Annotated in this window: 22 protein-coding genes; 17 read left to right on the forward strand and 5 right to left on the reverse strand. The window is 68.4% G+C overall.

The features are described 5' to 3' along the window. Positions 1–123 precede the first annotated feature (123 nt). The 11 genes from sodC to mnhG all read left to right on the forward strand — a co-directional run bounded on the left by sodC (position 124) and on the right by mnhG (position 14,124). Positions 124–807, forward strand: coding sequence for a superoxide dismutase[Cu-Zn] (gene sodC, locus AC5WS7_RS37170; RefSeq protein ID WP_495959330.1), 684 nt, complete (start codon positions 124–126; stop codon positions 805–807). Between the two features lie 10 nt (positions 808–817). Next, positions 818–1,963 (forward strand): glutamate--cysteine ligase, encoded by a 1,146-nt coding sequence (locus AC5WS7_RS37175; protein WP_495959331.1) that lies wholly within the window; start codon positions 818–820, stop codon positions 1,961–1,963. Positions 1,964–2,047: 84 nt separating this feature from the next. Continuing rightward, complete coding sequence (locus tag AC5WS7_RS37180; protein ID WP_495959332.1) at positions 2,048–3,439, forward strand: phosphatase PAP2 family protein; 1,392 nt, start codon at positions 2,048–2,050, stop codon at positions 3,437–3,439. Between the two features lie 266 nt (positions 3,440–3,705). Continuing rightward, positions 3,706–5,928: an AAA family ATPase gene (locus tag AC5WS7_RS37185; protein ID WP_495959333.1), complete on the forward strand. Its 2,223-nt coding sequence runs from the start codon at positions 3,706–3,708 to the stop codon at positions 5,926–5,928. Between the two features lie 654 nt (positions 5,929–6,582). After that, positions 6,583–7,908, forward strand: a complete 1,326-nt coding sequence (locus AC5WS7_RS37190; RefSeq protein ID WP_495959334.1) for a hypothetical protein — start codon at positions 6,583–6,585, stop codon at positions 7,906–7,908. A gap of 104 nt (positions 7,909–8,012) precedes the next feature. Then, positions 8,013–10,904 (forward strand): Na+/H+ antiporter subunit A, encoded by a 2,892-nt coding sequence (locus tag AC5WS7_RS37195; RefSeq protein ID WP_495959335.1) that lies wholly within the window; start codon positions 8,013–8,015, stop codon positions 10,902–10,904. Next, complete coding sequence (locus AC5WS7_RS37200; RefSeq protein WP_495959336.1) at positions 10,901–11,284, forward strand: Na(+)/H(+) antiporter subunit C; 384 nt, start codon at positions 10,901–10,903, stop codon at positions 11,282–11,284. Before AC5WS7_RS37195 ends, AC5WS7_RS37200 begins: the two co-directional genes overlap by 4 nt. Then, the gene (locus tag AC5WS7_RS37205; RefSeq protein ID WP_495959337.1) at positions 11,281–12,897 is read left to right on the forward strand and encodes a Na+/H+ antiporter subunit D; all 1,617 of its coding nucleotides are present in this window, start codon (positions 11,281–11,283) and stop codon (positions 12,895–12,897) included. Before AC5WS7_RS37200 ends, AC5WS7_RS37205 begins: the two co-directional genes overlap by 4 nt. 14 nt (positions 12,898–12,911) lie before the next feature. Further along, entirely contained in the window at positions 12,912–13,463 is a 552-nt protein-coding gene (locus AC5WS7_RS37210) for a Na+/H+ antiporter subunit E (RefSeq protein WP_495959365.1), read from the forward strand. A gap of 56 nt (positions 13,464–13,519) precedes the next feature. Continuing rightward, on the forward strand, positions 13,520–13,780 hold the full coding sequence (locus tag AC5WS7_RS37215) for a monovalent cation/H+ antiporter complex subunit F (RefSeq protein WP_495959338.1): 261 nt from the start codon (positions 13,520–13,522) through the stop codon (positions 13,778–13,780). Then, positions 13,777–14,124 (forward strand): monovalent cation/H(+) antiporter subunit G, encoded by a 348-nt coding sequence (gene mnhG, locus AC5WS7_RS37220; protein ID WP_495959339.1) that lies wholly within the window; start codon positions 13,777–13,779, stop codon positions 14,122–14,124. The genes AC5WS7_RS37215 and mnhG overlap by 4 nt, the downstream gene beginning before the upstream one ends. A 264-nt stretch (positions 14,125–14,388) precedes the next feature. Here mnhG and AC5WS7_RS37225 read toward each other — a convergent pair whose 3' ends face one another. Both AC5WS7_RS37225 and AC5WS7_RS37230 read right to left on the reverse strand, forming a co-directional pair. Then, positions 14,389–15,288: a CDP-alcohol phosphatidyltransferase family protein gene (locus tag AC5WS7_RS37225; RefSeq protein WP_495959340.1), complete on the reverse strand. Its 900-nt coding sequence runs from the start codon at positions 15,286–15,288 to the stop codon at positions 14,389–14,391. Further along, complete coding sequence (locus tag AC5WS7_RS37230) at positions 15,285–16,001, reverse strand: phosphatidylserine decarboxylase (protein ID WP_495959341.1); 717 nt, start codon at positions 15,999–16,001, stop codon at positions 15,285–15,287. Before AC5WS7_RS37230 ends, AC5WS7_RS37225 begins: the two co-directional genes overlap by 4 nt. 268 nt (positions 16,002–16,269) lie before the next feature. Here AC5WS7_RS37230 and AC5WS7_RS37235 point away from each other — a divergent pair, with 268 nt between their 5' ends. Beyond that, positions 16,270–17,298: a beta-ketoacyl-ACP synthase III gene (locus AC5WS7_RS37235; protein ID WP_495959342.1), complete on the forward strand. Its 1,029-nt coding sequence runs from the start codon at positions 16,270–16,272 to the stop codon at positions 17,296–17,298. An 84-nt stretch (positions 17,299–17,382) separates the two neighbouring features. On the opposite strand, the gene AC5WS7_RS37240 is transcribed toward AC5WS7_RS37235, so the two are convergent. Together AC5WS7_RS37240 and AC5WS7_RS37245 are read right to left on the reverse strand one after the other, a co-directional pair. Beyond that, on the reverse strand, positions 17,383–18,084 hold the full coding sequence (locus AC5WS7_RS37240) for an SIMPL domain-containing protein (protein ID WP_495959343.1): 702 nt from the start codon (positions 18,082–18,084) through the stop codon (positions 17,383–17,385). Between the two features lie 61 nt (positions 18,085–18,145). Then, positions 18,146–18,592, reverse strand: coding sequence for an SRPBCC family protein (locus AC5WS7_RS37245; protein WP_495959344.1), 447 nt, complete (start codon positions 18,590–18,592; stop codon positions 18,146–18,148). 236 nt (positions 18,593–18,828) lie between these two features. Between AC5WS7_RS37245 and AC5WS7_RS37250 the strand changes: the two genes are divergently transcribed. The 5 genes from AC5WS7_RS37250 (at position 18,829) to AC5WS7_RS37270 (ending at position 23,517) form a co-directional block, all read left to right on the forward strand. After that, the gene (locus AC5WS7_RS37250) at positions 18,829–19,020 is read left to right on the forward strand and encodes a hypothetical protein (RefSeq protein WP_495959345.1); all 192 of its coding nucleotides are present in this window, start codon (positions 18,829–18,831) and stop codon (positions 19,018–19,020) included. A gap of 148 nt (positions 19,021–19,168) precedes the next feature. Continuing rightward, entirely contained in the window at positions 19,169–20,842 is a 1,674-nt protein-coding gene (locus AC5WS7_RS37255) for an NAD(P)/FAD-dependent oxidoreductase (protein WP_495959346.1), read from the forward strand. A gap of 14 nt (positions 20,843–20,856) precedes the next feature. Next, positions 20,857–22,365 carry an ATP-binding protein gene (locus AC5WS7_RS37260; RefSeq protein WP_495959347.1) on the forward strand — a complete coding sequence of 503 codons (1,509 nt, stop codon included), beginning with the start codon at positions 20,857–20,859 and terminating at the stop codon, positions 22,363–22,365. Beyond that, a complete protein-coding gene (locus tag AC5WS7_RS37265; RefSeq protein WP_495959348.1) occupies positions 22,365–22,718 on the forward strand; it encodes a UBP-type zinc finger domain-containing protein in 354 nt (117 codons plus the stop codon). The genes AC5WS7_RS37260 and AC5WS7_RS37265 overlap by 1 nt, the downstream gene beginning before the upstream one ends. A gap of 352 nt (positions 22,719–23,070) precedes the next feature. Continuing rightward, positions 23,071–23,517, forward strand: coding sequence for a hypothetical protein (locus AC5WS7_RS37270; RefSeq protein WP_495959349.1), 447 nt, complete (start codon positions 23,071–23,073; stop codon positions 23,515–23,517). Between the two features lie 35 nt (positions 23,518–23,552). Here the strand turns inward: AC5WS7_RS37270 and AC5WS7_RS37275 are convergent, their stop codons facing one another. After that, entirely contained in the window at positions 23,553–24,368 is an 816-nt protein-coding gene (locus tag AC5WS7_RS37275) for a serine hydrolase (RefSeq protein ID WP_495959350.1), read from the reverse strand. Positions 24,369–24,467 lie beyond the last annotated feature (99 nt).

Genomic DNA, 24,467 nt, shown 5'->3' on the forward strand with positions numbered 1-24,467 from the left:
CGCCTACATTGTGTAGTAGCCCCGCGCCGGAACCGCGTGGCGGCTCTGGCATCATCTTGAGCGGTAACGAATTCGTCCACCCAGCTTTACTCGTAAACTCGGTACTCGTAAAGGAGTTCCCCGATGGCCCCGTTCACGACACGTCGCCCGTCCCGGCGGATCGCGATCCCGGTGCTGGCGGTCGCGGCCTTGGGCCTGGCAGCCTGCACCAACAGTCAGGAGTCGAGCGACGTGAAGGGGACGACGCCGCCGGTGTGGACAGGTACGGCGGGCCAGAACGGCGGCGCGAACGCCACCGAGACTCCCGCGAACGCGGGTGATTCGGTGACGGTGGAACTCCGGGATCCCTTCCGCGCGAGTATCGGCTCGGCCAAGTTCGTCAAAGCCGGTGATCACCTGGAGTTGACCGTCGACGCGCACGGCCTGCAGCCGGGATTCCACGGCCTGCACATCCACTCGGTCGGCAAGTGCGAGGCGAATTCGGTCGCCCCCGCGGGCGGCGCACCCGGCAACTTCCTGTCCGCGGGCGGGCATCTGCAGGTCGGCGACGCGCACGCGATGCCGGCCAGCGGTGACCTGACCTCGCTGCAGGTTCGCAAGGACGGCACCGCCCACCTGGTCACCACGACCGACGCGGTGACGCTGGATCAGATCAAGGGCAAGGCTCTGATCATCCACGCGGGTGCGGACAACTTCGGCAACATCCCGAGTCGGTACAGCGCCAACGGCACTCCGGGCCCGGACGCCGAGTCGCAGTCGACCGGCGACGCGGGTGCGCGTGTCGCCTGCGGTGTCATCGGCGGCTAGGTAGGTCGCCATGGGCGAGGCAAGCATCACTCGGGTTCCCTGGAACGGCTCGCCTCGCCCGACGCTCGGCGTCGAGTGGGAGATCGCACTCGTCGACAAGCAGACCCGCAATCTGTCGAATACCGCCGCGGCCGTCTTCGACGAGGTCGGCGACCTGCGCGCGCACGACGGCAGGCCCCAGGTCACCAAGGAACTTCTGCGCAATACCGTCGAGATCATCAGCGGGGTGCACGACACCGTCGGTGAGGTCGTCGACGATCTGCACGGCACCATGGATACGGTGCGTCGCGCCGCGAACCGGCTGGGTGTGGATCTGTTCTGCGCCGGAACCCATCCGTTCGCCCAGTGGTCGGCCCAATTGCTCACTCGCACAGAGCATTACGACGAGCTGATCGATCGCACCCAGTGGTGGGGGCGGCAGATGCTGATCTGGGGTGTGCATGTGCACGTGGGGGTTTCGCACCCGGAGAAGGTCTTTCCGATCCTGAACACGCTGCTGCTGTCCTATCCGCATCTGCTCGCGCTGTCGGCCTCCTCGCCGATGTGGACGGGGGTGGACACCGGCTATGCCAGCAACCGGGCGATGATGTTCCAGCAGCTGCCCACCGCGGGACTGCCGTTCCAGTTCGAGAACTGGTCGCAGTTCGAGGCTTTCGTACGGGACGAGACCAAGACCGGCGTCTTCGAACAGCTCGGCGGAATGCACTGGGATATCCGGCCCGCCCCGAAGTGGGGCACCATCGAGGTCCGGGTCTGTGACGGAATCACCAATCGCGCCGAGCTTTCCGCGATGGTGGCGCTCATCCACTGCCTGATCGTGGATATCGATCGGCGGGTCGAGGCCGGTGAGACGCTGCCGGTGCTGCCGCCCTGGCATGTGCAGGAGAACAAGTGGCGCGCAGCCCGTTACGGTCTCGACGCGATCATCATCACCGATGCCGACAGCAATGAGCGTCTGGTGACCGACGACCTGTCCGACATGCTCGAGCGGCTCCGGCCGACGGCCGCACTGCTGGGCTGCGAACGCGAACTCGCCACGGTCGCAGACATTCCCCGGCGTGGCGCGTCCTATCAGCGTCAACGGCGGGTGGCGGCCGCCGCGCAGGGGGATCTGGTGGCCGTGGTGGACGCGCTGGTCCGCGAACTCGACACCTGAGCGACGCTGCGGCTTTCGCTTACCAGACGCCGCTGATTCAGCTGGCCAGGGGGGTGGCGTTCATCGTGTGTTTACTATGGTTCGGTGCTTCTCGATCATCGCGCCGGTTACGACGGCGATTCGCGCCGCAGCCGGTTCCGATGGCCGTCGAGCCGGACCCGCACGGTCGCCGCGGTGGCGGCGGTTCCGCTGCTGTTGCTCGTCTTGCAGATCGTGGCCTCCCGCAATGGTTTCGAAGGCCCGCTGCAGAGTGTGTGGCACGACTACTTCGGCACGCCCAAGTCGATGTCGATGCCGTGGGCCGGGCTCGCGCTGGCGCTGGTCGGATTGTCTTGGCGGCGGCGCTTCGTGACATTCGCGATCGCGTTCGTGCTGGACGCGGTGATCGCCGGGGCGCGTGTGGCTTTCGGCGGGCCGTTCACCTTCGGCAACGGCGCGGTGATCGCGCTGACCGGGCTCGCCCTGGTGGCCTGGCTGGGCTGGGAGGGGCGCGAACAGCGCAACGCGCTGCACGCGGCCGCCCTCGGTGCGCTGCTGATCCTGGCGACGAAGGTCGGCGACGTCTGGCTGCACATCACGGTGATGGCCGGGCCGGATGTGCTGGACCGCTATGTGGCGCTGACCGATCGCGCACTGGGTGAGCCCGCGTGGACGGTGGCGCGGCTGCTCGATTCGCTCGGTTCGGTGCCGCCCGCGGTGCTGCACTGGGTCTATATCGAACTGCCCGTCGCGGCGATGGTGATCGCGGTGTGGCAGCTGCGGCACGTGGCCGCGGCGTCCAATCGCGCGGGGGTGTGGCCGAGCCACTATCTGGTCCGGACCTTCCTGGTGCTCGGGCTGGTCGGGCCGATCGGCTATGTGCTGTTTCCCGTGGTGGGCCCGATGTTCGCCTTCGCCCCGGACGGTCACGGGTTGCAGATCGGCGATTTCTGGCCGCATCATGCGCCGCCGTTCGATCACGCGCCCGCCGCGCTGCGGTTCGACGCGTTCACGCCGCGCAACTGCATGCCCTCCATGCACGCGGCCTGGTCGACATCGATATTCCTGCATTCGCGCCGCGATGCCGACGGTTCGCCCGCACCGCGCTGGCTGCGCTGGGGCGGTACGTTCTGGGTGCTGGCGACGCTGACGGCAACCCTGGGGTTCGGCTACCACTACGGCTCGGACCTGGTCGCGGGCGCGGTGCTGTGCCTGACCGTCGAATCGGCCCTGCGCGCCCCCGAACGCGGCTGGGACCGCACCCGGGTCCAACTCGTCGCCGCGGGCGCCGCCCTGTTCGCCGGTCTGCTGCTGAGCTTCCGCTACCTGGCCCTGTGGATGGCGCAACACACCGTACCCGCGGGCCTGATCCTGCTGCTGTTCGTGGCCGCATACGCCGCCGCCTTCCACAACGTCTGGTTCGCCCGCACCCCGGCGGTCGGCGCGGCCGCGGGCGTGGATGACGCCGCACTCGGTCGATCCGATTCGCGCCCGTAGGTCCTCGTCCGGTACGGCCGATCACTACCGGCCTCCTGACGCCACGAAATAACCGGGTTTCGTCCGCTCCGATACAAACCGGCCTCGACCACGGCGTGCGTCGGCGGTTCCGGATCGAGGGCGCAGATCAGGACACGACCGGAGTGTCGGGTGGCCGCATCCCGTCGGAGCACAGGACGGAGCGATTCGGAACCGCGGACCGGGGCGGGCGAAATCGGCGCCCGGGGTCCCGGCCCGCCACGGCCGAGCGGGGGCAGAATGGCACGGTGACGGATGTTCCTGAACTCAGCCTGACCGCCCGACTGAATCGTTCGGCCGCGGATGCGCGGCGGGGGGTGGTTCGGGTCCATCCGGAGGCGCTGGCGGCGCTGGGGTTGCGCGAGTGGGACGGGATCACGGTGATCGGGTCGCGGCGGACCGCGGCGGTGGCGGGTCTGGCTCCGGCGGGGACTCCGGCGGGGGCGCTGTTGCTGGACGACGTGACGTTGTCCAATGCGGGGGTGCGTGAGGATGCGACCGTGGTGGTCTCTCCCGCAACGGTTTTCGGGGCGCGCCGGATCTCGGTGACCGGATCGGCGCAGGCGATGCGGTCGGTTGCCGAGGCGACGCTGCGGCAGGCTCTGCTGGGCAAGGTGGTCACGGTGGGGGATACGGTCTCGCTGCTGCCGCGCGATCTCGGGCCGGGCACCAGCACCGCGGCCGCCTCGCAGGCGCTGTCCCGGACCTTCGGCATCGCGTGGACCTCGGAGCTGCTCACGGTCACCACGACGGATCCGGGCGACCGGCCGGTGAGTGTGCAGCCCAACAGCGCCGTCGTCTGGGGCACCGGCGTTCCGTCGGCGGAGGCTTCGCACGATCCGGGTGGTGCGCGCGAATCGTCCGCCGAGCCGGGGACGCGAATCACGGTGCGGGAGCGTCCTTCCGTCGTTCCGGTGGCCGAACTCGCGGGCGTGCGGGCGCAGGCCGCGAAGCTGACCGAATGGCTCAGCCTCGCCCTGGACGAGCCCGAACTGCTGAAAACCCTCGGTGCGCCACCACATCTCGGCGCCCTGATCACCGGGCCTGCCGGAGCCGGTAAGGCGACACTGGCCCGCGCGGTGTCCACGCCGCGCCGCATCGTGGAACTCGACGGTCCCGCGGTGGGGGCGACCGAGAGCGGCACCCGGCTGCGTGAGGTCGCGCTCGCGGTATCCGAGATCGGTTCCGGCGCCGGCGGTGTGCTGTTGATCACCGATATCGACGCGCTGCTTCCGGCCGATCGTGAACCGGTGGCGACGTTGATCCTGGATCAGCTCCGGGGCGCGGTCGCCACGCCCGGAGTAGCCTTCCTGGCCACCACCTCTCATCCGGCGGGTATCGATTCCCGTTTGCGCGCACCGGAACTGTGCGATCGCGAGGTGGCGCTGACCCTGCCGACCGCGGTCGTCCGCAAGGATCTGCTGGCGCAACTACTGCGCAAGGTGCCCACCGACGGTCTGGCGCTGGACGAGATCGCCTCGCGCACACCGGGTTTCGTGGCGTCCGATTTGGCTGCGCTGTGCCGGGAGGCGGCGCTGCGGGCGGCCTCGCGGGCCAGCCGGGAGAAGTCCGATCCGGTGCTGACCCAGCCGGACCTGCTCGGCGCGCTGGAGGTGATCCGGCCGCTGTCCCGTTCGGGCGCGGAGGAATTGGCGATCGGCAGCCTCAGCCTGGACGACGTCGGCGATATGGCCGAGACCAAACAGGCGCTGACCGAATCGGTGCTGTGGCCGCTGCGGCACCCGGACTCCTTCGCCCGGCTCGGCATCGACCCGCCGCGCGGTGTGCTGCTCTACGGCCCGCCCGGCTGCGGTAAGACCTTCCTGGTGCGCGCCCTGGCCGGGAGCGGCCAGCTCAGCGTGCACGCGGTCAAGGGCGCGGAGCTGATGGACAAGTGGGTCGGCTCGTCCGAACGCGCGGTCCGCGAATTGTTCCAGCGCGCCCGCGATTCCGCGCCCTCGCTGATCTTCCTGGACGAGGTGGACGCCCTCGCGCCGCGCCGCGGGCAGAGCGGCGATTCCGGTGTCGGCGACCGAGTCGTCGCGGCGCTGCTCACCGAACTGGACGGCGTGGAACCGCTGCGCGAGGTCGTCGTGGTCGGCGCGACCAACCGCCCCGAACTGATCGATCCCGCCCTCATGCGCCCGGGCCGCCTCGAACGCCTGGTCTTCGTCCCGCCCCCGGACGCCGCCGGCCGCGCCGACATCCTGCGCACCGCCGGCCGCTCGGTCCCGCTCGCCGCCGACGTGAACCTCACCGAACTGGCGGTGACGCTGGACGGCTACTCCGCCGCGGACTGTTCCGCCCTGCTGCGCGAAGCGGCCATGGCGGCCATGCGCCGCGACGTCGACGCCGCCGACGTCACCGCCGCCGACGTCGCCACGGCCCGCGCGTCGGTCCATCCCTCCCTCGACGCGGCCCAGGTCGAATCCCTGCGCGCCTACGCCGAACGCCGCGCAACCGATATCTGACCTGCCCCAGTGCCGCGGCACTGTCCACGCCGGTGTGATGCGTCACCGCGCAGGGCCGCCGACAGTTCTGGCGACCGAATCCCGTTCCTGCCCGTCGGCGGCCTGATCGCCGGGCCCGTGCTGGGCTGCGTGCGGCGCGCATGCCGAGATCTCCGACGTTGGAATTGAGATGCTCCGCGGTCGGCATGCGTGCTGGTGTAGGTGTCGTTCGAGAGTCCCCGAGTCGTCGTGCGGTGGTGGTGCCGAGCCCGAATCGACGCCCGGAACCGGCGCTCTCCCGCGGGCGCGCGCTGTTCGGGCTCGGCGCGAGATGTCGGCGCGAGGGGCTACCGGGGCTGTGCGGTGCTGAGGGGGCGTGGTCCGAGCCGAGGCGAGTGTCGGAATCGGCCTGCGCGATTTCCGCGACGTGGTGCGAGTGCCGCCGCAGGCGCGCGGGCTTGCGCCCGGCGAGCCCGTCGGGTCGCGGCGCGCCACACCCGAGTGAGCATGCGGCGTCCGATCGGCTGTGCGCGGGTGGGCTGGGGCGCGGCACGGTGCGTCACCGGCCGGACGCCGAGTGCGGGACGCGGGCGACATCCCGCCCGGACGGCGCGAACCGTGCGTATCCGGCAGACCACTCGCGGACATGATTCCCATCACAGGTAGTTTTGCCTGGTGCGCACTCCTCATGCGGCGGTGGAGATGGTCACGGCCTTCGTGTCCACGCTGGTTGCCGGGATGTCGCTGTTACTGCCGATCGACTTCGCGTGGTCATCGGAGTCGACACCGTTGCAACTGGATATGCTCGCGTTCAGCGTGCCGCGGGCGATCGCGGTCGGAGCCATCATCGCGGTGGTCGTCGCGGTGTTCGCGACGACGATCAATCACGCGCTCGCGGCCTGGGGCTCGGCCCTGGCCGGTGTCGTGATCATGCTGATCAACCATCTCGCGGGCCATGCCGCGAGTCCGGTCGCGCCGCTGTCCACCTTGTACTTCGTGGATTCGATCGCGGGCGGCTTGCTGCTGGGCGGGATCGCCGCGGCGGTGCTGCGCGGGCGGATGCAGGTGTTCGGCTGGACGCTGGGCGCGTTGACCAGCATGGTGGTCTCCGCGGCCCTGCCCGTGAGGCATGCCTCGAACCCGTTCGAACCCGTTCCGGCGCACTGGTCGTCGGTGGACTACCCGCCGTTGTGGCTGATCGAGGCGACGCTGGTGCTGGTCGCCATCGGCACCCTGGTCAACCGGCGGCGCACCGGTATCGAGCGACGCGCGGTCGAGCTGCCGATGGCGCCGATCGTGGCGGGCATGCTCTACATCGGCGTGGCCCTGTTCGGCGCGCAGTGGCTGGCCGGGCGCAACGCGACGGCGGTCGATATCGTGCTCGCCGTCGCGATAACGGCCGTCACCGCGATGATCGCGGCCATGTTGCTGCCACGTCGAGACGGCACCCTGGTCCTGCTCGCGGTGGCGCTGTCCTCCGTCGGCAGCGCGATCGTCCCGACTCGGATCCCGGGCTGGTCGGCGTGGATTCTGGTGGTTCTGCTCGCGGTGGGGATCCTGCTGGGTTTCCGGCGTCCGGCGCCGATGCTGGCGATGGCCGCACTGGCGGCGCTCGCGCTCGGGGGTGCGCTGAGCTCCGGTGAGCACGGCCGCATGCACGTCGTGGCGATCGGCGCGGCCCTGGCGCTCATCGCCGGATTCAGCTTCGGTTGCGCGGCGCCGCGCTACAACCCGACCCGGGTTCTGGGCGTCGCGATCATCCTGGGGTCCTCGGTCGTGCTGGCGATGCGCGGGCGCGGGGAATTCGGCGCCGCGATCATCGGCGGCACGCACTGGAGTTCGGCTCCCGCGCCGATGGCGCAGTCGGCCCTGGCGTACTGGATGGCGCTGGCCATCACGGCCTGCTGCGCGGTGGCGTTGCTGGCTCTGCGGCATTGGCGCCAACCGGCCTGGCCGGCGCAGCAATCGACCGGCCCGGAAGAATTGCCTGAAGATAGCTAAAGCGCATATCAGGTCGGATTGCCGCCGGTCGTGGCGGAGGGGTGCCTGTGACGCCAAGTAAACTCGACCGCACTCCACCCCGCCCCCGACCGACGGAGTGATGTTTGCTCGCCGTTCTGCTCGCACACGCCGCAGCCGCTTTCGTCGCGCCGCCGTGTGTCCGGCTCCTCGGCAGACGCGGCTTCTACGCACTGGCCCTGGCACCGTTGGGCAGCCTGCTCTGGTTGATCGCGCACTGGAACGACGGACAGGTCGTGCGCATCGAGTGGGCCCCGAGCATCCATCTGGACGTCGACCTGCGCCTCGACTCGCTGGCCTGCATCCTGTCGGTGCTGGTCCTCGGCATCGGGACGTTGATCCTGGCCTATTGCGCAAGTTATTTCGACGATGACGACCGGCAGCGCCTGGGCATCTTCGCCGGGTACATGGTCGGCTTCTCCGGAGCGATGTTCGGCCTGGTCACCAGCGACAACATGGTTCTGATGTTCACCTTCTGGGAGCTGACGACGGTGCTGTCCTTCCTGCTGGTCGGTCATCACGCCGAACAGATCACGGGCCGCCGCGCGGCCCTGCAGGCGCTGCTGGTGACCGCCGCGGGCGGGCTCACGATGCTGGTCGGGCTGATCATGATCGGCGAGAGTTGCGGCAGCTACCGCCTGTCGGAGGTGGTGCACCGGGCCGATCCGCACTCCTGGTCGACCGGCGTCGCGGTGGTGCTCATCCTGATCGGAGCGTTGAGCAAATCGGCGATCGTGCCGCTGCACTTCTGGCTGCCCGGCGCGATGGCCGCGCCGACGCCGGTCAGCGCCTATCTGCACGCCGCGGCCATGGTGAAGGCCGGTGTGTACCTGGTCGCGCGCTTGGCGCCGGTGTTCGCGGTTGCCGCGCCCTGGCATCCGATCCTGCTCACCCTCGGCCTGCTGTCGATGATCCTCGCGGGTCTGCGATCACTCCAGGTGTACGACCTGAAGCTGGTACTGGCCTTCGGCACGGTCAGTCAGCTGGGTTTCATGATGGTGCTGGTCGGTATCGGCACGCCGGACGCCGCCCTGGCCGGTGCGACGATGATCGTGGCGCACGCGATGTTCAAGGCCTGCCTGTTCATGGTCGTCGGCGTCATCGATCACAGCGCCGGGACCCGCGATATGCGCAGACTGTCCGGACTCGGCCGGCGCGCGCCGGTGCTGTGCGGGACGGCGATCCTGGCCGCGCTGAGCATGGCGGGCATACCGCCGCTGTTCGGATTCGTCGGCAAGGAGAGCGCGCTCGCGGCGATCATGGGAGCGAGCGATCTGTCCGGGCCGGTGAAGATCGCGGAAACCCTGGGCGTGGTCATCGGGTCGATGTTCACCGTCGGCTACAGCATCCGATTCCTCTGGGGCGCGTTCGGCGCCAAGTCCGGATCGGGCGACCCCGAGGACGTTCCCGAGCCCGAGAACGCCTGGCACCGGCCGAGTTTCGCATTCGTCACCCCCGCGAGCATGCTGGCGCTGGGCAGCCTGGCCGCCGCACTCGGCGCGCCCTGGCTGGACCGGCTGCTGCGGCCCTACGCGCGGACGTTGCCGGGGCCCGAGCCCGTGCACCTGGCGCTCTGGCACGGCTGGGGGCAACCGCTCACGCTGTCCATGATCGCCATCGCCTGCGGTCTGCTGCTGTTCGAGATCCGCGACCACATCGGCGAATCCGCGACGCCGCGACTCGGTAACGCCGACCGCGTCTACGACGCCACCTTGCGCGCGATGGATCAGCTCTCGCTGCGCATGACCGGTGCGACCCAACGCGGTTCGCTTCCGCTGAACCAGGCGCTGATCCTGATCACCCTGATCATCCTGCCGGTGGCCATGCTCTTCGCCAGCGCCCGATCGAAAGTCTCGCTGCGCCTGTGGGATTCGCCGTGGCAGCTGGTGATCGGCGGGATCATGGTGATGATGGCGCTGGGTGCGACGGTGATGCGCAACCGCCTGGCCGCGGTGCTGCTGGTCGGGGTGACCGGTTACGGCTGCGGTGCGATCTTCGCCCTGCACGGCGCGCCCGACCTCGCGTTGACCCAATTCCTGGTCGAGACACTGACTTTGGTGATCTTCGTGCTGGTGCTGCGCAAATTCCCCGCGGAGGTCCCGCCGGCCGGCGCCGCGAAATTCAAGGTGCGGCGCGCGATTCTGGCGGCGCTGGTCGGAGCCACGGTCTCGGTCCTGGCCGCCTTCGCCGTCGCCGCCCGCGACACCGATCCGATCTGGCACCTGATCCCTTCGTACGCATACGAATTCGGCGGCGGTAAGAACGCGGTCAACGTCCTGCTGGTCGACATCCGCGCGTGGGACACCCTCGGTGAGATCTCGGTCCTGCTGGTCGCCGCGACGGGCGTCGCCTCGCTGATGTTCCGCAGCCGCCGATTCGGCACGCTGCCCCGGGTGGCCGACGCCCCCGGCTACACCCCCGACCCCAATCGCAGTTACTGGCTCACCGCCTCGCCGCTGGTCGCGCGGCGGCATCGTTCGATGGTGCTGGCGATGACCACCCGGCTGCTGTTCCCGACGATCATGGTCCTGTCCGCGTACTTCTTCTTCTCCGGCCACAACGCCCCCGGCGGCGGCTTCGCCGGCGGCCTCACCGCCGGATTGGCCCTGGTACTGCGTTACCTCGCGGGCGGGCGGTACGAATTGGCCGAGGCGCTGCCGGTGGACGCCGGACATCTGCTCGGCGCGGGCCTGGCCCTGGCCGCCGGAACCGCGACCGGATCGCTGCTGCTGGGCGCCCCGCCGCTGTCCTCGGCGATCATCCAGGTGACCGTGCCGCTGTTCGGACACGTCAAATTGGTCACCGCGATGTTGTTCGACCTGGGCGTCTACCTGATCGTGGTCGGGCTGGTGCTGGATGTGCTGCGCAGTCTCGGCGCGCGACTGGACACCGAGGAACCGACCGTCGGGTCCGCGTCCCCGCACGTCGACGACAGCGCCGCGGTGCTCTCCTCCGCCCCGGCGCCGGAGGCCCGATGACCGCGAACATCACCCTGCTGGTCCTCATCGGCGTCACCGTCGCCTGCGCGGTCTACATGCTGCTCGAGCGGGCCGTGTCGAAGATGCTGCTGGGGATGATCCTGTTCGGCAACGCGGTGAATCTGCTGATCCTGACCGTCGGCGGCGCGGACGGTCGGCCGCCGATCCTCGGCGAGACCGACCGGGTGCATCACGGCACCTCCGATCCGCTGGCCCAGGCCATGGTGCTGACCTCGATCGTGATCACCATGGGCCTGTCCGCCTTCGTGCTCGCGCTGGCCTACCGCTCCTACGCCCTGACCACCACCGAACAGGTCGAGGACGATCCGGAGGACGTGAAGGTGGCCAAGCGTCGCGAAGGGGAGGATCCCGAACAGTGACTCCGCCCCACGACCTGATCCTGCGTCTGGCGCCGCTGCCCGTCCTGATTCCGCTGCTCACCGCGGCGGTCACGCTGATCGCGGGACGCCGCCCCCGGGTGCAGCAGATCATCTCGGTGATCGGCCTGAGCGCGGTGGTGGGCGTCGCGGGGATGTTGCTGTATCTCGCCGACCGGAACGGGATGGCCGCGTTGCAGGTCGGCAACTGGCACACCCCGGTCGGAATCACCCTGGTGGTGGACCGGTTGTCCGCGACGATGCTGCTGGTGTCCTCGATCGTGCTGCTCGCGGTCCTCGTCTTCGCGGTCGGGCAGGGTATCAGCGACGGCACCGAACGCCAGCCGACCTCGATCTTCCAGCCGACGTATCTCATTCTGAGCGCGGGGGTTTCGATCGCCTTCCTGGCGGGGGACCTGTTCAATCTGTTCGTCGGATTCGAGGTGCTGCTGGCCGCCTCGTTCGTCCTGCTGACCCTCGGCGCTAGTGTGGAACGCGTACGCGCCGGGGTGTCCTACGTGATGGTCTCGATGGTCTCCTCGCTGATCTTCCTGACCGGTATCGCCCTGGCCTACGCCGCGACCGGGACGTTGAATCTGGCGCAGATGGCCGAGCGGATGGGTTCGGTGCCCGCCGGAACGCGCGGTGCGATCTACGCGGTGCTGCTGGTGGCGTTCGGGATCAAGGCCGCGGTGTTCCCGCTGTCGAACTGGCTGCCCGATTCCTATCCGACCGCGCCCGCGCCGGTGACCGCGGTCTTCGCCGGTTTGCTGACGAAAGTCGGTGTGTACGCGATCATCCGGCTGCACACGCTGTTGTTCCCGGCCGCGCACTTCGACCGGATCCTGCTGATCTGCGGTCTGCTGACCATGGTGCTGGGCATTCTGGGCGCGATCGCGCAGAGCGATATCAAACGATTGCTGTCGTTCACGCTGGTCAGCCATATCGGCTATCTGATGTTCGGCATCGGGCTCAACACCGCGCTGAGTCTGGGCGGAACGGTTTACTATGTGGCACACCACATTCTGGTGCAGACCACCTTGTTCCTCGTGGTCGGCCTGATCGAGCGGCAGGCCGGGTCGGCGTCGCTGGAACGCCTGGGCGGGCTGCTCGCGGCGAGTCCCGCACTGGCCGTGCTGTTCGGCATTCCGGCGCTGAATCTCGGTGGTATTCCACCGCTTTCGGGGTTTCTGGGCAAGATGACGCTGCTCGAGGCCGGTGCCGCCGACGGAAGTGCGCTGTCCTGGGTGCTGGTCGCCGGATCGGTGCTGACCAGCCTGTTGACGCTGTACGCGATGGCGCGGGTGTGGAGTAAGGCGTTCTGGCGGCCGCGCGCCCAGGCCCCCGAGGGGGAACTCGCCGACGCCGCGCCGTCGGCCCTGATCGACGAATCGGTCGACATGCCGTTCGACGAACGTCCCGACCCGGGCCGCATGCCGCGGCTGATGGTAATGCCCACGATCGCGCTGATCGCCGTCGGCCTGGCCCTGACCGTATTCGCCGGGCCGATCCTGAACATCGCCACCCGCACCGCGGGTGACCTGTTGGACCGAAACGCCTATCTCACAACGGTTCTGCATTCTCCCGATCCGGCGGGGGCGGGTGCTGCGCGATGAGCCTGTCCACGCTGTTGAGCCGCGAGCGGCTGGTCCGGCTGGGCGGACTGGTCTGGCTGGCGATCGTCTACACCGCGCTGTGGGGTGATTTCACCGTCGGCAATATCGTGGCCGGACTTGTGATCGGCACGCTGATCATGGTGTTGCTGCCGTTGCCGCGGGTGCCGGTCTCGGGACGGCTGCATCCGCTCTCGCTGCTGGAATTGGTGGTCGTGGGCGTGTACTACGCGCTGGAATCCAGTGTGCAGATCGCCTGGTTCGCGGTGCGGCCGTCCGGCGCACCGGTCTCGGGCGTGCTGCGGGTGCGGATGTCGATCCGCTCACCGCTGGTGATGGTGTTGTGCGCCGACGTGCTGAATCTGATTCCCGGCACCATGGTCCTGGAGATCGACCGGGCCACGCACGCCATCTGGGTCCATGTCCTCGACGTGGGCAGTGACGAGGCCGTGGAGCGGTTCTACTTCACCACCCGGCGGCTGGAGCGGTTGCTGATCCGGTCCTTCGAACGTCCCGGGGAATGGCACGAGACCATGCGTCCCGAACCCCTGCCTCCCGAGGAGCGCTGAATGGCCGCGCGAAACGCCGCAGCGCACCGTCCGGGAGCAGCGAGACAGGAGAAATCATGACGATCGTCGCGATCGTGGCGGGGATACTGCTGGCGGGTGCGGCCGTGCTCACCGGATATCGGGTCGTGGCCGGGCCCAGCACGCTGGACCGCGTGGTCGGGGTCGACTCCCTGGTCGCCATCACCGCCTCGGGCCTGGCGGTCTGGGCGGCCTACGGCAACGACGCCACCGTGCTGCCCGGCATCGTCGCGCTGGCCCTGGTCGGCTTCCTCGGCTCCGCCGCGGTCTCCCGCTTCCGCGTCCGGGACGACCGATGAGCTGGTTCGACACCGTCCTGCGCTGGTCCTCCTGCGTGCTGATCCTGCTGGGGTCGGCCCTGGCCCTGACCGCGGCGATCGCGATCGTGCGCTTCCCCGACACCCTGTCCCGCATGCACGCCGCGACGAAACCGCAGGTCGTCGGCCTGATCCTGATCCTGATCGGCGCATCCATCCAACTGCGCGGCCACGGCAACATCTGGATGCTCGTGCTGGTCGGCCTGTTCACCCTGCTGACCGCGCCCGCCGTGGCCCACCTGATCGGCCGCACCGCCTATCGCGAACAGCGCGGCCGCGACGGACTGCTCTTGATCAACGAACTCGGCGACGACGATACGGAGTGACCGCGCACGGCCTCGTGTGAACCTGTGAACCCTTGCCTCCGAACGGTTCGATACCCGCCGGGCGACGTGGACCCGGTCTTCCGGGCGTCTGCGGGTAGGTGCGGGCAGCCCGTAATCGCTTTCGTCCGAATGGCTTTCACCCCGCGCTGGGCGGTATCGACCGCGTCGTCCCGGTGTTCGCGAGTCGGCGCCGGCCGCCGTGCGGCATTGTCTCCGAGAGGTTTTCGCCCCGCTTCGGAAGTCCCGGCGCCCGCGACTCGACGCTCAGCGGGGCGGCAGGTCCTCCGGGAAGTTGCGGCCGCCGGGGCGGCGCAGCCGGAGCCGGGCGTTGGAACCGCGCAGCGGCGGCAGCGCCGGACGTCGACGGGTCGCGCGGCGCTGGGCGCGGCGTTCGGACGGTTTGTGGTGCCAGGTTTCCGGACGCGCGGCGACCCAGCGGGCCGAACGCCAGGCGAACGGGATGTGCACCAGATAGACCACGACCAGCACCATCAGCAGGATCAGCGGATAGGTGACCAGCGCGGCGGCGATCAGCGCGACCAGGACCAGCAGCATGGCCGCGGCCTGGGGCGCGACCGAAACGGACTTCATCGCCAGCGTCGGGATGGTGCTCACGGCCAGCAGCGCGGTGAACACCATCCAGACCGCGATCGCCGGCAGCGTGTTCCACCAGCCGTTGCCGAACTGCTCGTGCACCGCGACCGGAAGCAGGGCGATCAGCGCGGCCGCGGGCGCGGGGACGCCGGTGAAGTATTCGCGCTGCCAATCCGGGCGGGTGTCGTCGTCCAGCAGGGTGTTGAACCGCGCCAGCCGCAGCACGAGGCTGACCGTGTAGATCAGCGCGATGATCCACCCGACGCTGTTCTTCTGCAGGAACGACACGTACAGCACCAGCGCGGGCGCGACGCCGAAGGAGATCGCGTCGGCCAGCGAATCGAGTTCCGCGCCCATCTTGGTGGTGGCGTCGAGCAGGCGCGCCAGGCGTCCGTCGAGCGTGTCCAGCACCGCGGCGGCGCCGATCATCGCCAGCGCGACCTCACGAGAGCCGTCCAGGGCGAATTTCACCGCCGACAGTCCGGCGCACAGCGCCAGGATGGTGACGATGCTTGGCAGTAGCCGAACCGTTCTGCGTCGTCCCTGGACGATCGCGTCCTTCTCGATCATGACAGCAGTTCTGCCAGCACCGTCTCCCCGCCGATCGTGCGCTGCCCGGGTTCGACGAGCAGCCGGGTTCCGGCCGGGAAATAGGTGTCGACGCGGGAGCCGAAGCGGATCAGCCCGTAGGTCTCGCCGATGGTGAGCTTGTCACCGGCCTTGGCATCGCACACGATCCGCCGGGCCAGCAGTCCGGCGATCTGCACGACCGTGATCAACTGCCCGGTCGCGGTTTCGACGACCATCGTGTTGCGCTCGTTCTCCGAACTCGCCTCGGGCAGATCCGCGGAGTGGAATTTCCCACGCCGATAAGCGATCTCGCGCACGATCCCGGAAACCGGCATGCGCTGCACGTGCACGTCCAGCACGGACAGGAAGATGCTGACGCGCGGCACCTCGCCCTCGCCCAGATGCAGTTCGGCGGGTGGAACGGCGGTATCCACCAGGGCGACCTCACCGTCGGCCGGTGCGACCACGACGCCGGGCCGGTTCGGCGGGATCCGGTGCGGATGCCGGAAGAACGCGGCCGAGGCGGCGGCCACGGTGATCCCCGCGCGACGCACCCACTTGCGCCGCCGCGCCACCAGCGCCACCGCCAGCGGCGTCGCCACGAAGGGCAGGCCGGCGGGGTGCAGCGGCGGAATCGCAGCGCGAACCAGGTCGGCGATATGGCCGAGGCCGGATTGTTCGGGCGTGCCGGGCGGGGTGGGGCGGCGGGCCACGGGCTCCTCTTTCGTGCATGGACAGGGGTGTCGCGGGTATCCGGGACGCATTCGGTCTCGGACCGCGCTCACACCTTACGGGAACAGGTCCGCCCCGTGGCAGGCCGCGAATCCACGGCGACCGGGACTTACCGGAATCGATTGTGCCTTTTCTCAACGTGGCGCTACAGTTCGGGATAATATGAGGGGGCCTCATGTCTACCGCCTTGCGATCGGTTGTCCGAGGCCCGACGAAGGAAGCCACGCAGGTACACGGAGGAGAAGCACGATGGCTGCTCGACTCGCCCAGGTCGAAGGGGCTGAGCACACGGCGATGCTCGGGCTCGGCGTGTACCGCCCAGCCCGCGTCGTCACCAATGACGAGGTCGCCGGACCGATCGACTCCAGCGACGAATGGATACACAGCCGTTCCGGCATCCGGACCAGGCGATTCGCCTCGGATGCGGAGACCATCATCGGCATGAGCGCCGCCGCCGGACGCGATGCGCTGGCCGCGGCCGGCGTCTCGCCGGAACAGGTCGACTGCGTCATCGTGGCGACGTCCACCTGGTTGCTGCTCACCCCCGCCGCGGCCCCGCAGATCGCGACCGAACTGGGGATGAACCATCCCGCCGCCTTCGACATCTCCGCCGGATGCGCCGGGTTCTGTCACGCCGTCGCGGTGGCTTCGGACCTGGTCAAGGGGGGTACCGCCCGGCACGCGCTGGTGATCGGCGTGGAACGGCTCACCGATGCGATCAACCCGGCCGACCGCGGCACCGCCTTCCTGTTCGCCGACGGCGCGGGCGCGGTGGTGATCGGCCCGTCCGACGAGCCGGGGATCGGCCCGACGGTCTGGGGTTCGGACGGCACCCAGCATCACGCGATCCGGCAGGACAAGGACTGGATGGAGTTCTTCCACGAGATCGAGGAGAAGGGCGCCGACGCGGCGCGGCCCTATCTGGCGATGGAGGGCACCGCGGTATTCCGTTGGGCCGCACACTCTTTGAAGACCGTCTGCCTGGACGCCATCGGCCGCGCCGGACTCACCCCGGGCGATATCGACGCGATGGTCCCGCATCAGGCCAACGGGCGCATCATCGAGATCATGGCCCGCGAGCTCAAACTGCCGCAGGACACCGCGCTGGCCAACGATATCGAGCACACCGGGAACACCTCGGCCGCCTCGATCCCGCTGGCGATGGAGGCCCTGCTGCGGTCGGGAGAGACCAAACCCGGAGCCGACGCGCTGCTGGTCGCCTTCGGCGCCGGATTGTCCTATGCCGCACAGGTCGTGAAACTGCCCAACTGGCAGTAATTTCGGCTGGAATTTCGGCCTCCGCTTCGCTGCGGCGGGGTTGCAGGAGGTGGGCGGAACTTGGTGGCCTCCTTTCTGTTCGGTTCAGTTCAGGTTCCAGGTGACTGTGACCGTGAATGTCACCGTCTGCGTTCCCGGTTCCAGCGGAATGTCCGGCACCGCAGCCTGTTTGTGCAGTGAGGGTGCGGGACTTGTGTCGCCGCTGCTGGTTTCGTGGATGGTCTTCACCGTCCCCAGCTTCAGCCCGGACAGCACCGCGTACTGCTCGGCGCGCGACTTCGCGTCGGCGAAGGCGCGGGCGCGCGCGTCGGCGAGCAGTTTGGCGTTGTCGTCCAGCGCGAAGGAGACCGAGTCGACGCGGGTGTCGTTGCCGCCGGCCTGCGTCGCCGCGCCGAGGATGGCCGAGGCCTTGGTCAGATCGCGGACCACGACGTGCACGGTATTGCCGGATCGGTAACCGGTGATCGTCTGGTCGGCGCCGTACTGCGGCTGCACCGAGACGTCGGTGGTGCGGATGTCCTCCCGCTTGGCTCCCGCGCCGACCATGGCGTCGGCGACCGCCGCGGCCTTGCTGCTCGCCGTCGAGATCGCCGTGGACACGTCCGGCGCGGTCACCTCGACACCGAGATCGGAGTTCAGCGTGTCGGGCGTTCCCTGCACCTGGCCGGACCCGATCACGGTGACGTCCCGGCCGGGCGCGGGCGCGGAATCCGAACTCCCGCAACCCGCTACGAGGGCAACAGCCGCTGTCAGCACGGCAACCGGGCCGATAATTCGTCGTCGCATCCACGAAACTTACGCTGAGCGCGGGTCGCGCCGCTTCGCTTCAGCTGGGCAACGCGGAGGTTCAGCTCTCGACGACGTTCTTGATCTTGGTCAGGGTTTCGTTCATACCGGCGATCAAATGGGTTTCGAACTTCTCCTCACCGCCCAGGAAGGTGTCGATCAGGACCCGGACCGGCTTGCGGACGCCGTCGGGAACGTCGCGGCGCTCGGTGAGGCGAGTGCCCGACGCGGTGGGTTCCAGGGTGTAGCTCCAGACCGTGCGGTTCTCGTTCATCCGGAACGCGAATGCCCGGTCGGGCTCGAAGCGCACGATGCGGGAGGTGGTCGGGTAGTAGTACGTGTCGTGGTTGAGGTTGACCGTCCAGGTGCCCGCGCGAACGGCGCCGAGCGGGATCATCCGGACGGTGTTCGGGCTGAATTCCGGCATCCGCTTCAGGTCGGTCAGCACCGCCCAGACCCGCTCCGGCGGCGCGGCGATCTCGATGGTGGCTTCCAGGGGTTTCGGCAACGTCGCCTCCGGGCGTGTGACGGTGTGACTGTCGGTACCGGCAAAATCCTACTGGCGCGGCGTGCGGCCGCAATCGGTGACGACGGCCACTTCCAGGGTGAAGATCAGCTGGATCACATTCCGATGTGAACGCTGTCCCAATCGGTAATAACCGACGCACAATGGCAGATAGAGATAGCGGCAGGCAACGAAGCAACCGACCGGAGTATGTCCCGTCTCATGTGAGGTGATCGGCCGTGAATTTGCGTACCCTCCTGCACCGACAGGCGGATTCCGTTCCGCTACTTCCGGTTTCCGAGACCGAGCACATCCATCTTCCGCGCATGCACGGCAAACGGGCGCGGGCCGATCTGGAAGAACGACTCGAGCGACTGCTCACGCCGACCGAACTCGATATCGTCCGGCAGCCCCGTCGAGGATCGTCGTAGCCGGACGAAGCCGTCGTAGTCGATACGACCCCCAGGGTGCCCGGCGGCGAAGCGTCTCCGTCGGCTGAAAGTCGCCGGCGAAGCGATAGGCTCGGCAGGACACTCCGCGCGGAAGAACAGCCGGAGCGAAGCGGAGGCCAAAGATCCAGTGACTTCACCAGCTGCCGCCAAACCGGCAATCCTCAGTGTCGACGACGACCCGGGCGTCTCCCGGGCGGTCGTGCGTGATCTGCGGCGACGGTACGGCGGGGACTACCGGATTCTGCGCGCGGAATCGGGCGCCTCGGCACTCGACGCGCTTCGTGAGTTGAAGCTGCGCGGTCAGCCGGTCGCCGTGCTGATCGCCGACTACCGGATGCCGGGAATGGACGGCATCGAATTCCTGGAGCAGGCCATGGACCTGCATCCGCACGCGCGGCGCGTATTGCTGACCGCGTACGCCGACACCAACGCCGCCATCGAGGCGATCAATGTCGTCGATCTGGACCATTACCTGCTCAAGCCGTGGGATCCGCCGGAGGAGAAGCTGTATCCGGTGGTCGACGCGCTGCTCGAGGCCTGGCGCGGCGATGAACATCGCCCGGTGCACGAGACCAAGGTGATCGGTCACCGCTGGTCCGCGCGCAGTTCGCAGGTGCGGGAATTCCTGGCCCGCAATCAGCTGCCCTATCGCTGGTATCTGGCCGACGAGCCGGAGGGCTCGCGGCTGTTGCAGGCCGCGGGCGCGTCCGCGGACAACTGCCCGGTGATCATCGACGCGGCCGGGAACGCGCTGCTGGCTCCCTCGGACAGCGAATTGGCCGCGAGCGTCGGGCTCAATACCGACCCGACCGGCGAATTCTACGATCTGATCGTGATCGGCGGCGGCCCGGCCGGACTCGGCGCGGCCGTCTACGGCGCGTCCGAGGGATTGCGCACGGTCCTGGTCGAACGCACCGCGACCGGCGGCCAGGCCGGGCAGAGTTCGCGGATCGAGAACTATCTCGGATTCCCCGACGGTTTGTCGGGAGCGCAATTGGCCGACCGGGCACGGCGTCAGGCGGTCAAATTCGGAGCCGAACTGATCACCGCGCGCGAAGTGGTCGGCCTGGAGGTGTGCGGGTCGGCTCGGGTGGTGCGTTTCGACGACGGCAGTTCGATTTCGGCGCATTCGGTACTGATCGCCACAGGTGTCAACTACCGGCATCACCCCGCGCCGGGCGTGGACGAATTCACCGGGCGCGGAGTCTATTACGGCTCGGCGATGACCGAGGCCGCCGACTGCGCCGATCGCGACGTCTACATCGTGGGCGGGGCGAATTCGGCGGGCCAGGCCGCGGTATTCCTGTCCCGGCACGCCTGCACCGTGCACATCCTGATACGTGCGGACTCGCTGGAGAAATCCATGTCGCACTATCTGATCCAGCAGATCGAGCAGATCGGCAACATCGTCGTGCATCCCTGCACCGAGGTGGTCGCGGCCGACGGCGACGGCCACCTGGAACGGCTCGTGCTGCGCAACAATGCCACCGGGTCGGAAGAAAAAGTGGATGCCGAGCGGTTGTTCCTGTTCATCGGGGCCGCACCGGAGACGGACTGGTTGGACGCGATCGTCACCCGGGACGCCGCCGGATACGTTCTGGCCGGTCCGGACCTGATGGTGGACGGCGCGCGCCCGTCCGGCTGGGAGCTGCCGCGGCCGCCGCATCATCTCGAGACCAGCGTTCCCGGTGTGTTCGTCGCCGGCGACGTGCGTTCCGAATCGGCCAAGCGGGTCGCCTCGGCCGTGGGCGAGGGTGCGATGGCGGTCATGCTCGTCCACCGATACATCGCCAAGCAGTAAGGAAGGTGTGCGTCGTGAGCGACAATGCCGAGAGCACCGAATGTGTCTGCGACCCCGCGGAATTGCGCACACTGTTCCTGTTCGAGAAGCTCGACGACGAACAGCTGGCCTGGTTGTGCCGCGACGGCCGGATCGAAACCTTCGAACCCGGCCTGGTCTTCCGCGAGGGCGATCCCGCGACCTGCTTCTACGTGCTGATGCAGGGCGAGGTCGTGCTGACCAAGCAGTCCGGCGGCGAGGAGATCGAGCTGATCCGCACCAGTCATCGCGGATCATATGCCGGTGCGTGGACCGCCTATATGCAGGAGAAGGTGGACCAGACCTACTCCGGATCGTTCTACGTCACCGAGCCCTCGCGCTTCTATGTACTCGAGGCGTCGATTTTCGCGCAGATGATGCAGGAATGGTTCCCGATGGCCCTGCATCTGCTCGAGGGCGTGTTCTTCGGCAACCGCAACAGCAACGAGATAATCGGCCAGCGTGAGCGCCTGCTCGCACTGGGTTCGCTGTCGGCGGGCCTGACGCACGAGCTGAACAATCCGGCCTCCGCGGCCGTTCGGGCCACCTCGGCGCTGCGCGAGCGCGTCGCGGGCATGCGGCACAAACTGAAGATGATGGCGCACGGCAAATTCACCCCGGATACGCTGGAAGCCCTCGTGCAATTGCAGGAGGAAGCCGCGACGCAGGTCGCCAAGGCTCCGACGCTCACCCCGCTGGAAACCGCCGACCTCGAGGACGAACTCGGCGATTGGCTCGACGAGCACGGCATCGCCAACGGCTGGGATATCGCCCCGACGTTCGTGCAGGCCGGTTTCGACGTCGACTGGCTCGAGCGGGTGGCCGGAACGCTGGAGGGTTGCGGCAGTGACGTTTTCGAGGGCGCGATCCGCTGGTTGAACTACACGGTCGAGACCGAATTGCTGATGAACGAGATCACCGATTCGACCACGCGGGTGTCCTCGCTGGTGAACGCGGCCAAACAGTATTCGCAGATGGACCGCGCGCCGTTCCAGGTGGTCGACATCCACGAACTGCTCAAGAGCACGCTGGTCATGCTGGCCCGCAAGATCGGTGACGACATCACCGTGGTCAAGGACTTCGATCGCACCCTGCCGCAGGTGCCCTGTTACGCAGCGGAATTGAACCAGGTGTGGACGAATCTGATCGACAACGCCGTCGCGGCGATGCAGGGGCGCGGCACTCTCACCGTTCGCACGTATCGCGAGAACGACTGTGCCGTAGTGGAAATCGGGGACACCGGCCCGGGTGTCCCGGCCGAATTGCGGCACCGGATCTTCGAACCGTTCTTCACCACCAAGCCGGTGGGTGAGGGAACCGGTCTGGGACTGGATATTTCGTTTCGTATCGTAGCCAAGAAGCACGGCGGCGATATCCGGGTGGAGTCGGTGCCGGGCGACACCCGGTTCATCGTCCGGCTGCCGCTCGATCCGCCGGGCCGTTCCGCCGATGTCACCGCTGCGGCCGCCGGCTCCGTCGTGCAACCCGATCTCGGAGGTGAGTGATGGCCGAATCCATCGAGGGCATCGATCCCGGCGTGCCGCCCAGCGGCACCGGCTGTGTGGAATGCGAAGCGGCGCAAGGCTGGTGGGTGCATCTGCGGCGTTGCGCTGCCTGCGGTCACGTCGGCTGCTGCGACAGTTCTCCCGCGCAGCACGCCAGTAAGCACTTCGCCGAAACCGGGCACCCCTATATCCAGAGTTTCGAGCCCGGCGAGGAATGGTTCTGGGATTTCCGCAGTGGTGAAATGTTCTCCGAGGGGCCTGCTCTCGCCCCTCCGGCCCACCATCCCAGCAGCCAGACCGTGCCCGGCCCCCGCGAGCGGGTACCGAGGGATTGGCAGTCCCACATCCACTGATTCCCGAGCCCGGGCTTCGGGCGATTTCGGACGCCGGCGTCGAACCGCCGGTCTGCGTCGGCCTGTACCTTGCAACGCCAACCCCGAGTCCGCCCAGGCCCGTTCACTCCGGACATCACCAACTCCGCAGCCCATGGTCGAGTCGATTCTCTGCTTTGCGCCCGGCATCAACACGCTGCTCGCCCGCGTTTCGTACACCGACCGGGCCCGCCCAGGCTCGTCCAACCTCGGAGACATCAGCCATGTGGCTGTGGCCTCGCGGCCCCGCCGGAGCGAAGCGGAGGCCGAAGATACAGTACGCTGCGAGCGCGTCGGGGTGCCCGGCGCTGGCGGACTTTCGGGATACGTGTAGATGAAACGACTTTCGGTGATCGTCGCTCGCGGGGCGACGATCGTTGCGCTCGGTGCGATGACGACGGCCCTGGCCGCATGCGGTGGCCACCAGGACGATTCCGCTGCTTCGGCCCCCGGGTCGAAGACGACGAGCGCATCCGCGTCAGCGGTCGCGAGCAGTGCCGCGTCGTCGGCCACGAGCAGCGCCGCGACCACCAGCGCCGCGGCCTCCAGCGCGCCGGTGAACTCGAAGCTGGGCCCGGCCTCCCGGACGACCTGCGCCACCTTCAGGAATATGAGCATCGACGATGAGACGTCGCTGGTGAAGAAGGTGCTGGCGGAGAATCCCGGCTCCAGGTTGCAGGGCAGCCCCAACGTCGCGCTCGGTACGGCCAAACTGGTCTGCCTGGCCTCCAGCGAGCAGAACAAGCCCATCGCGGTCGCCCTAGGTGTCGCCCAGGAGTAGCCGATCGCGTCCTGTGCCGGCCGCGTGCGCGCGAATCAGCGGAAGTAGCCCTGGAACAGGATGCTCGCGATATGCGTCGCGGTCTCCCGGCCGATCTGGTCGCCGTTCTTCACCGTCGCGGTGTTGCCGGTGATGGCCACGGTGTAGCGCTCGTTCGGCCCGACGAAGCCGACGGAGTTGTCCAGCCACGAGCCGTCCGGATTGTCGGGCGACCAGCCGTTCTTGTTGCCGGGTTGCGCGGCCGGTCCCGCACCCCAGACGCCCCACTGCTGATCGGCGCCCACCGAGCGCATCTCGTGCACCAGGTAGTCGCGGTCCGCCGGATTGAGCTGCGCCAGTGCGGAATTCATCAGCCGATCGAGATCGGCTGCGGTGGTGCGCATCCAGCCCCAATACGGTTGCGGGTCACGGAACTTCGATGTGGTCATGCCGAAGCGGCCCAGATCCCGGGCGAAACTCGCACCGCCGTAACGCTTCCACAGCGCGTCGGCCGCGTTGTCGTCACTGACGTTCAGCATGCGATGCATCAGGTCGCGGTCGGAGGCGGACAGCGTGATGGCCCCGGACTCGTTGCGCAGCAACAGGCTTGCGACCATCTCCAGTTTTTCGGTGGATTCGGCCCACACCTGGTTGTTCGCATTGCCGTTCTGCCAGATGGCCCCGGTCTGCCGGTCGAAGACGACGATTCCGGTGGTGCCGGGCCGGCTCTTGGCATAGGCGTCGGCAGCGGTCGCGCGGGCGACCAGGCCCGGGTCGAGGGCCGGTGCCTGGGCGGGTGCCGTGGGCATGTGCAGGGCGAATGTTGCCATCACGGCCGCGGCGACGGCGGCCGAGCGTCGGAATGCGGACATGTTCACCTGTCGACTGGGGTTCGGTTGCTTCTGCCTTCTGCAGGGTATTGGCCGTGCCCGCGAATTGCATCATCCGCGCGGGCGGCGTCACCTGTGCGC

The organism is Nocardia sp. PLKS1-43, assembly GCF_059510335.1.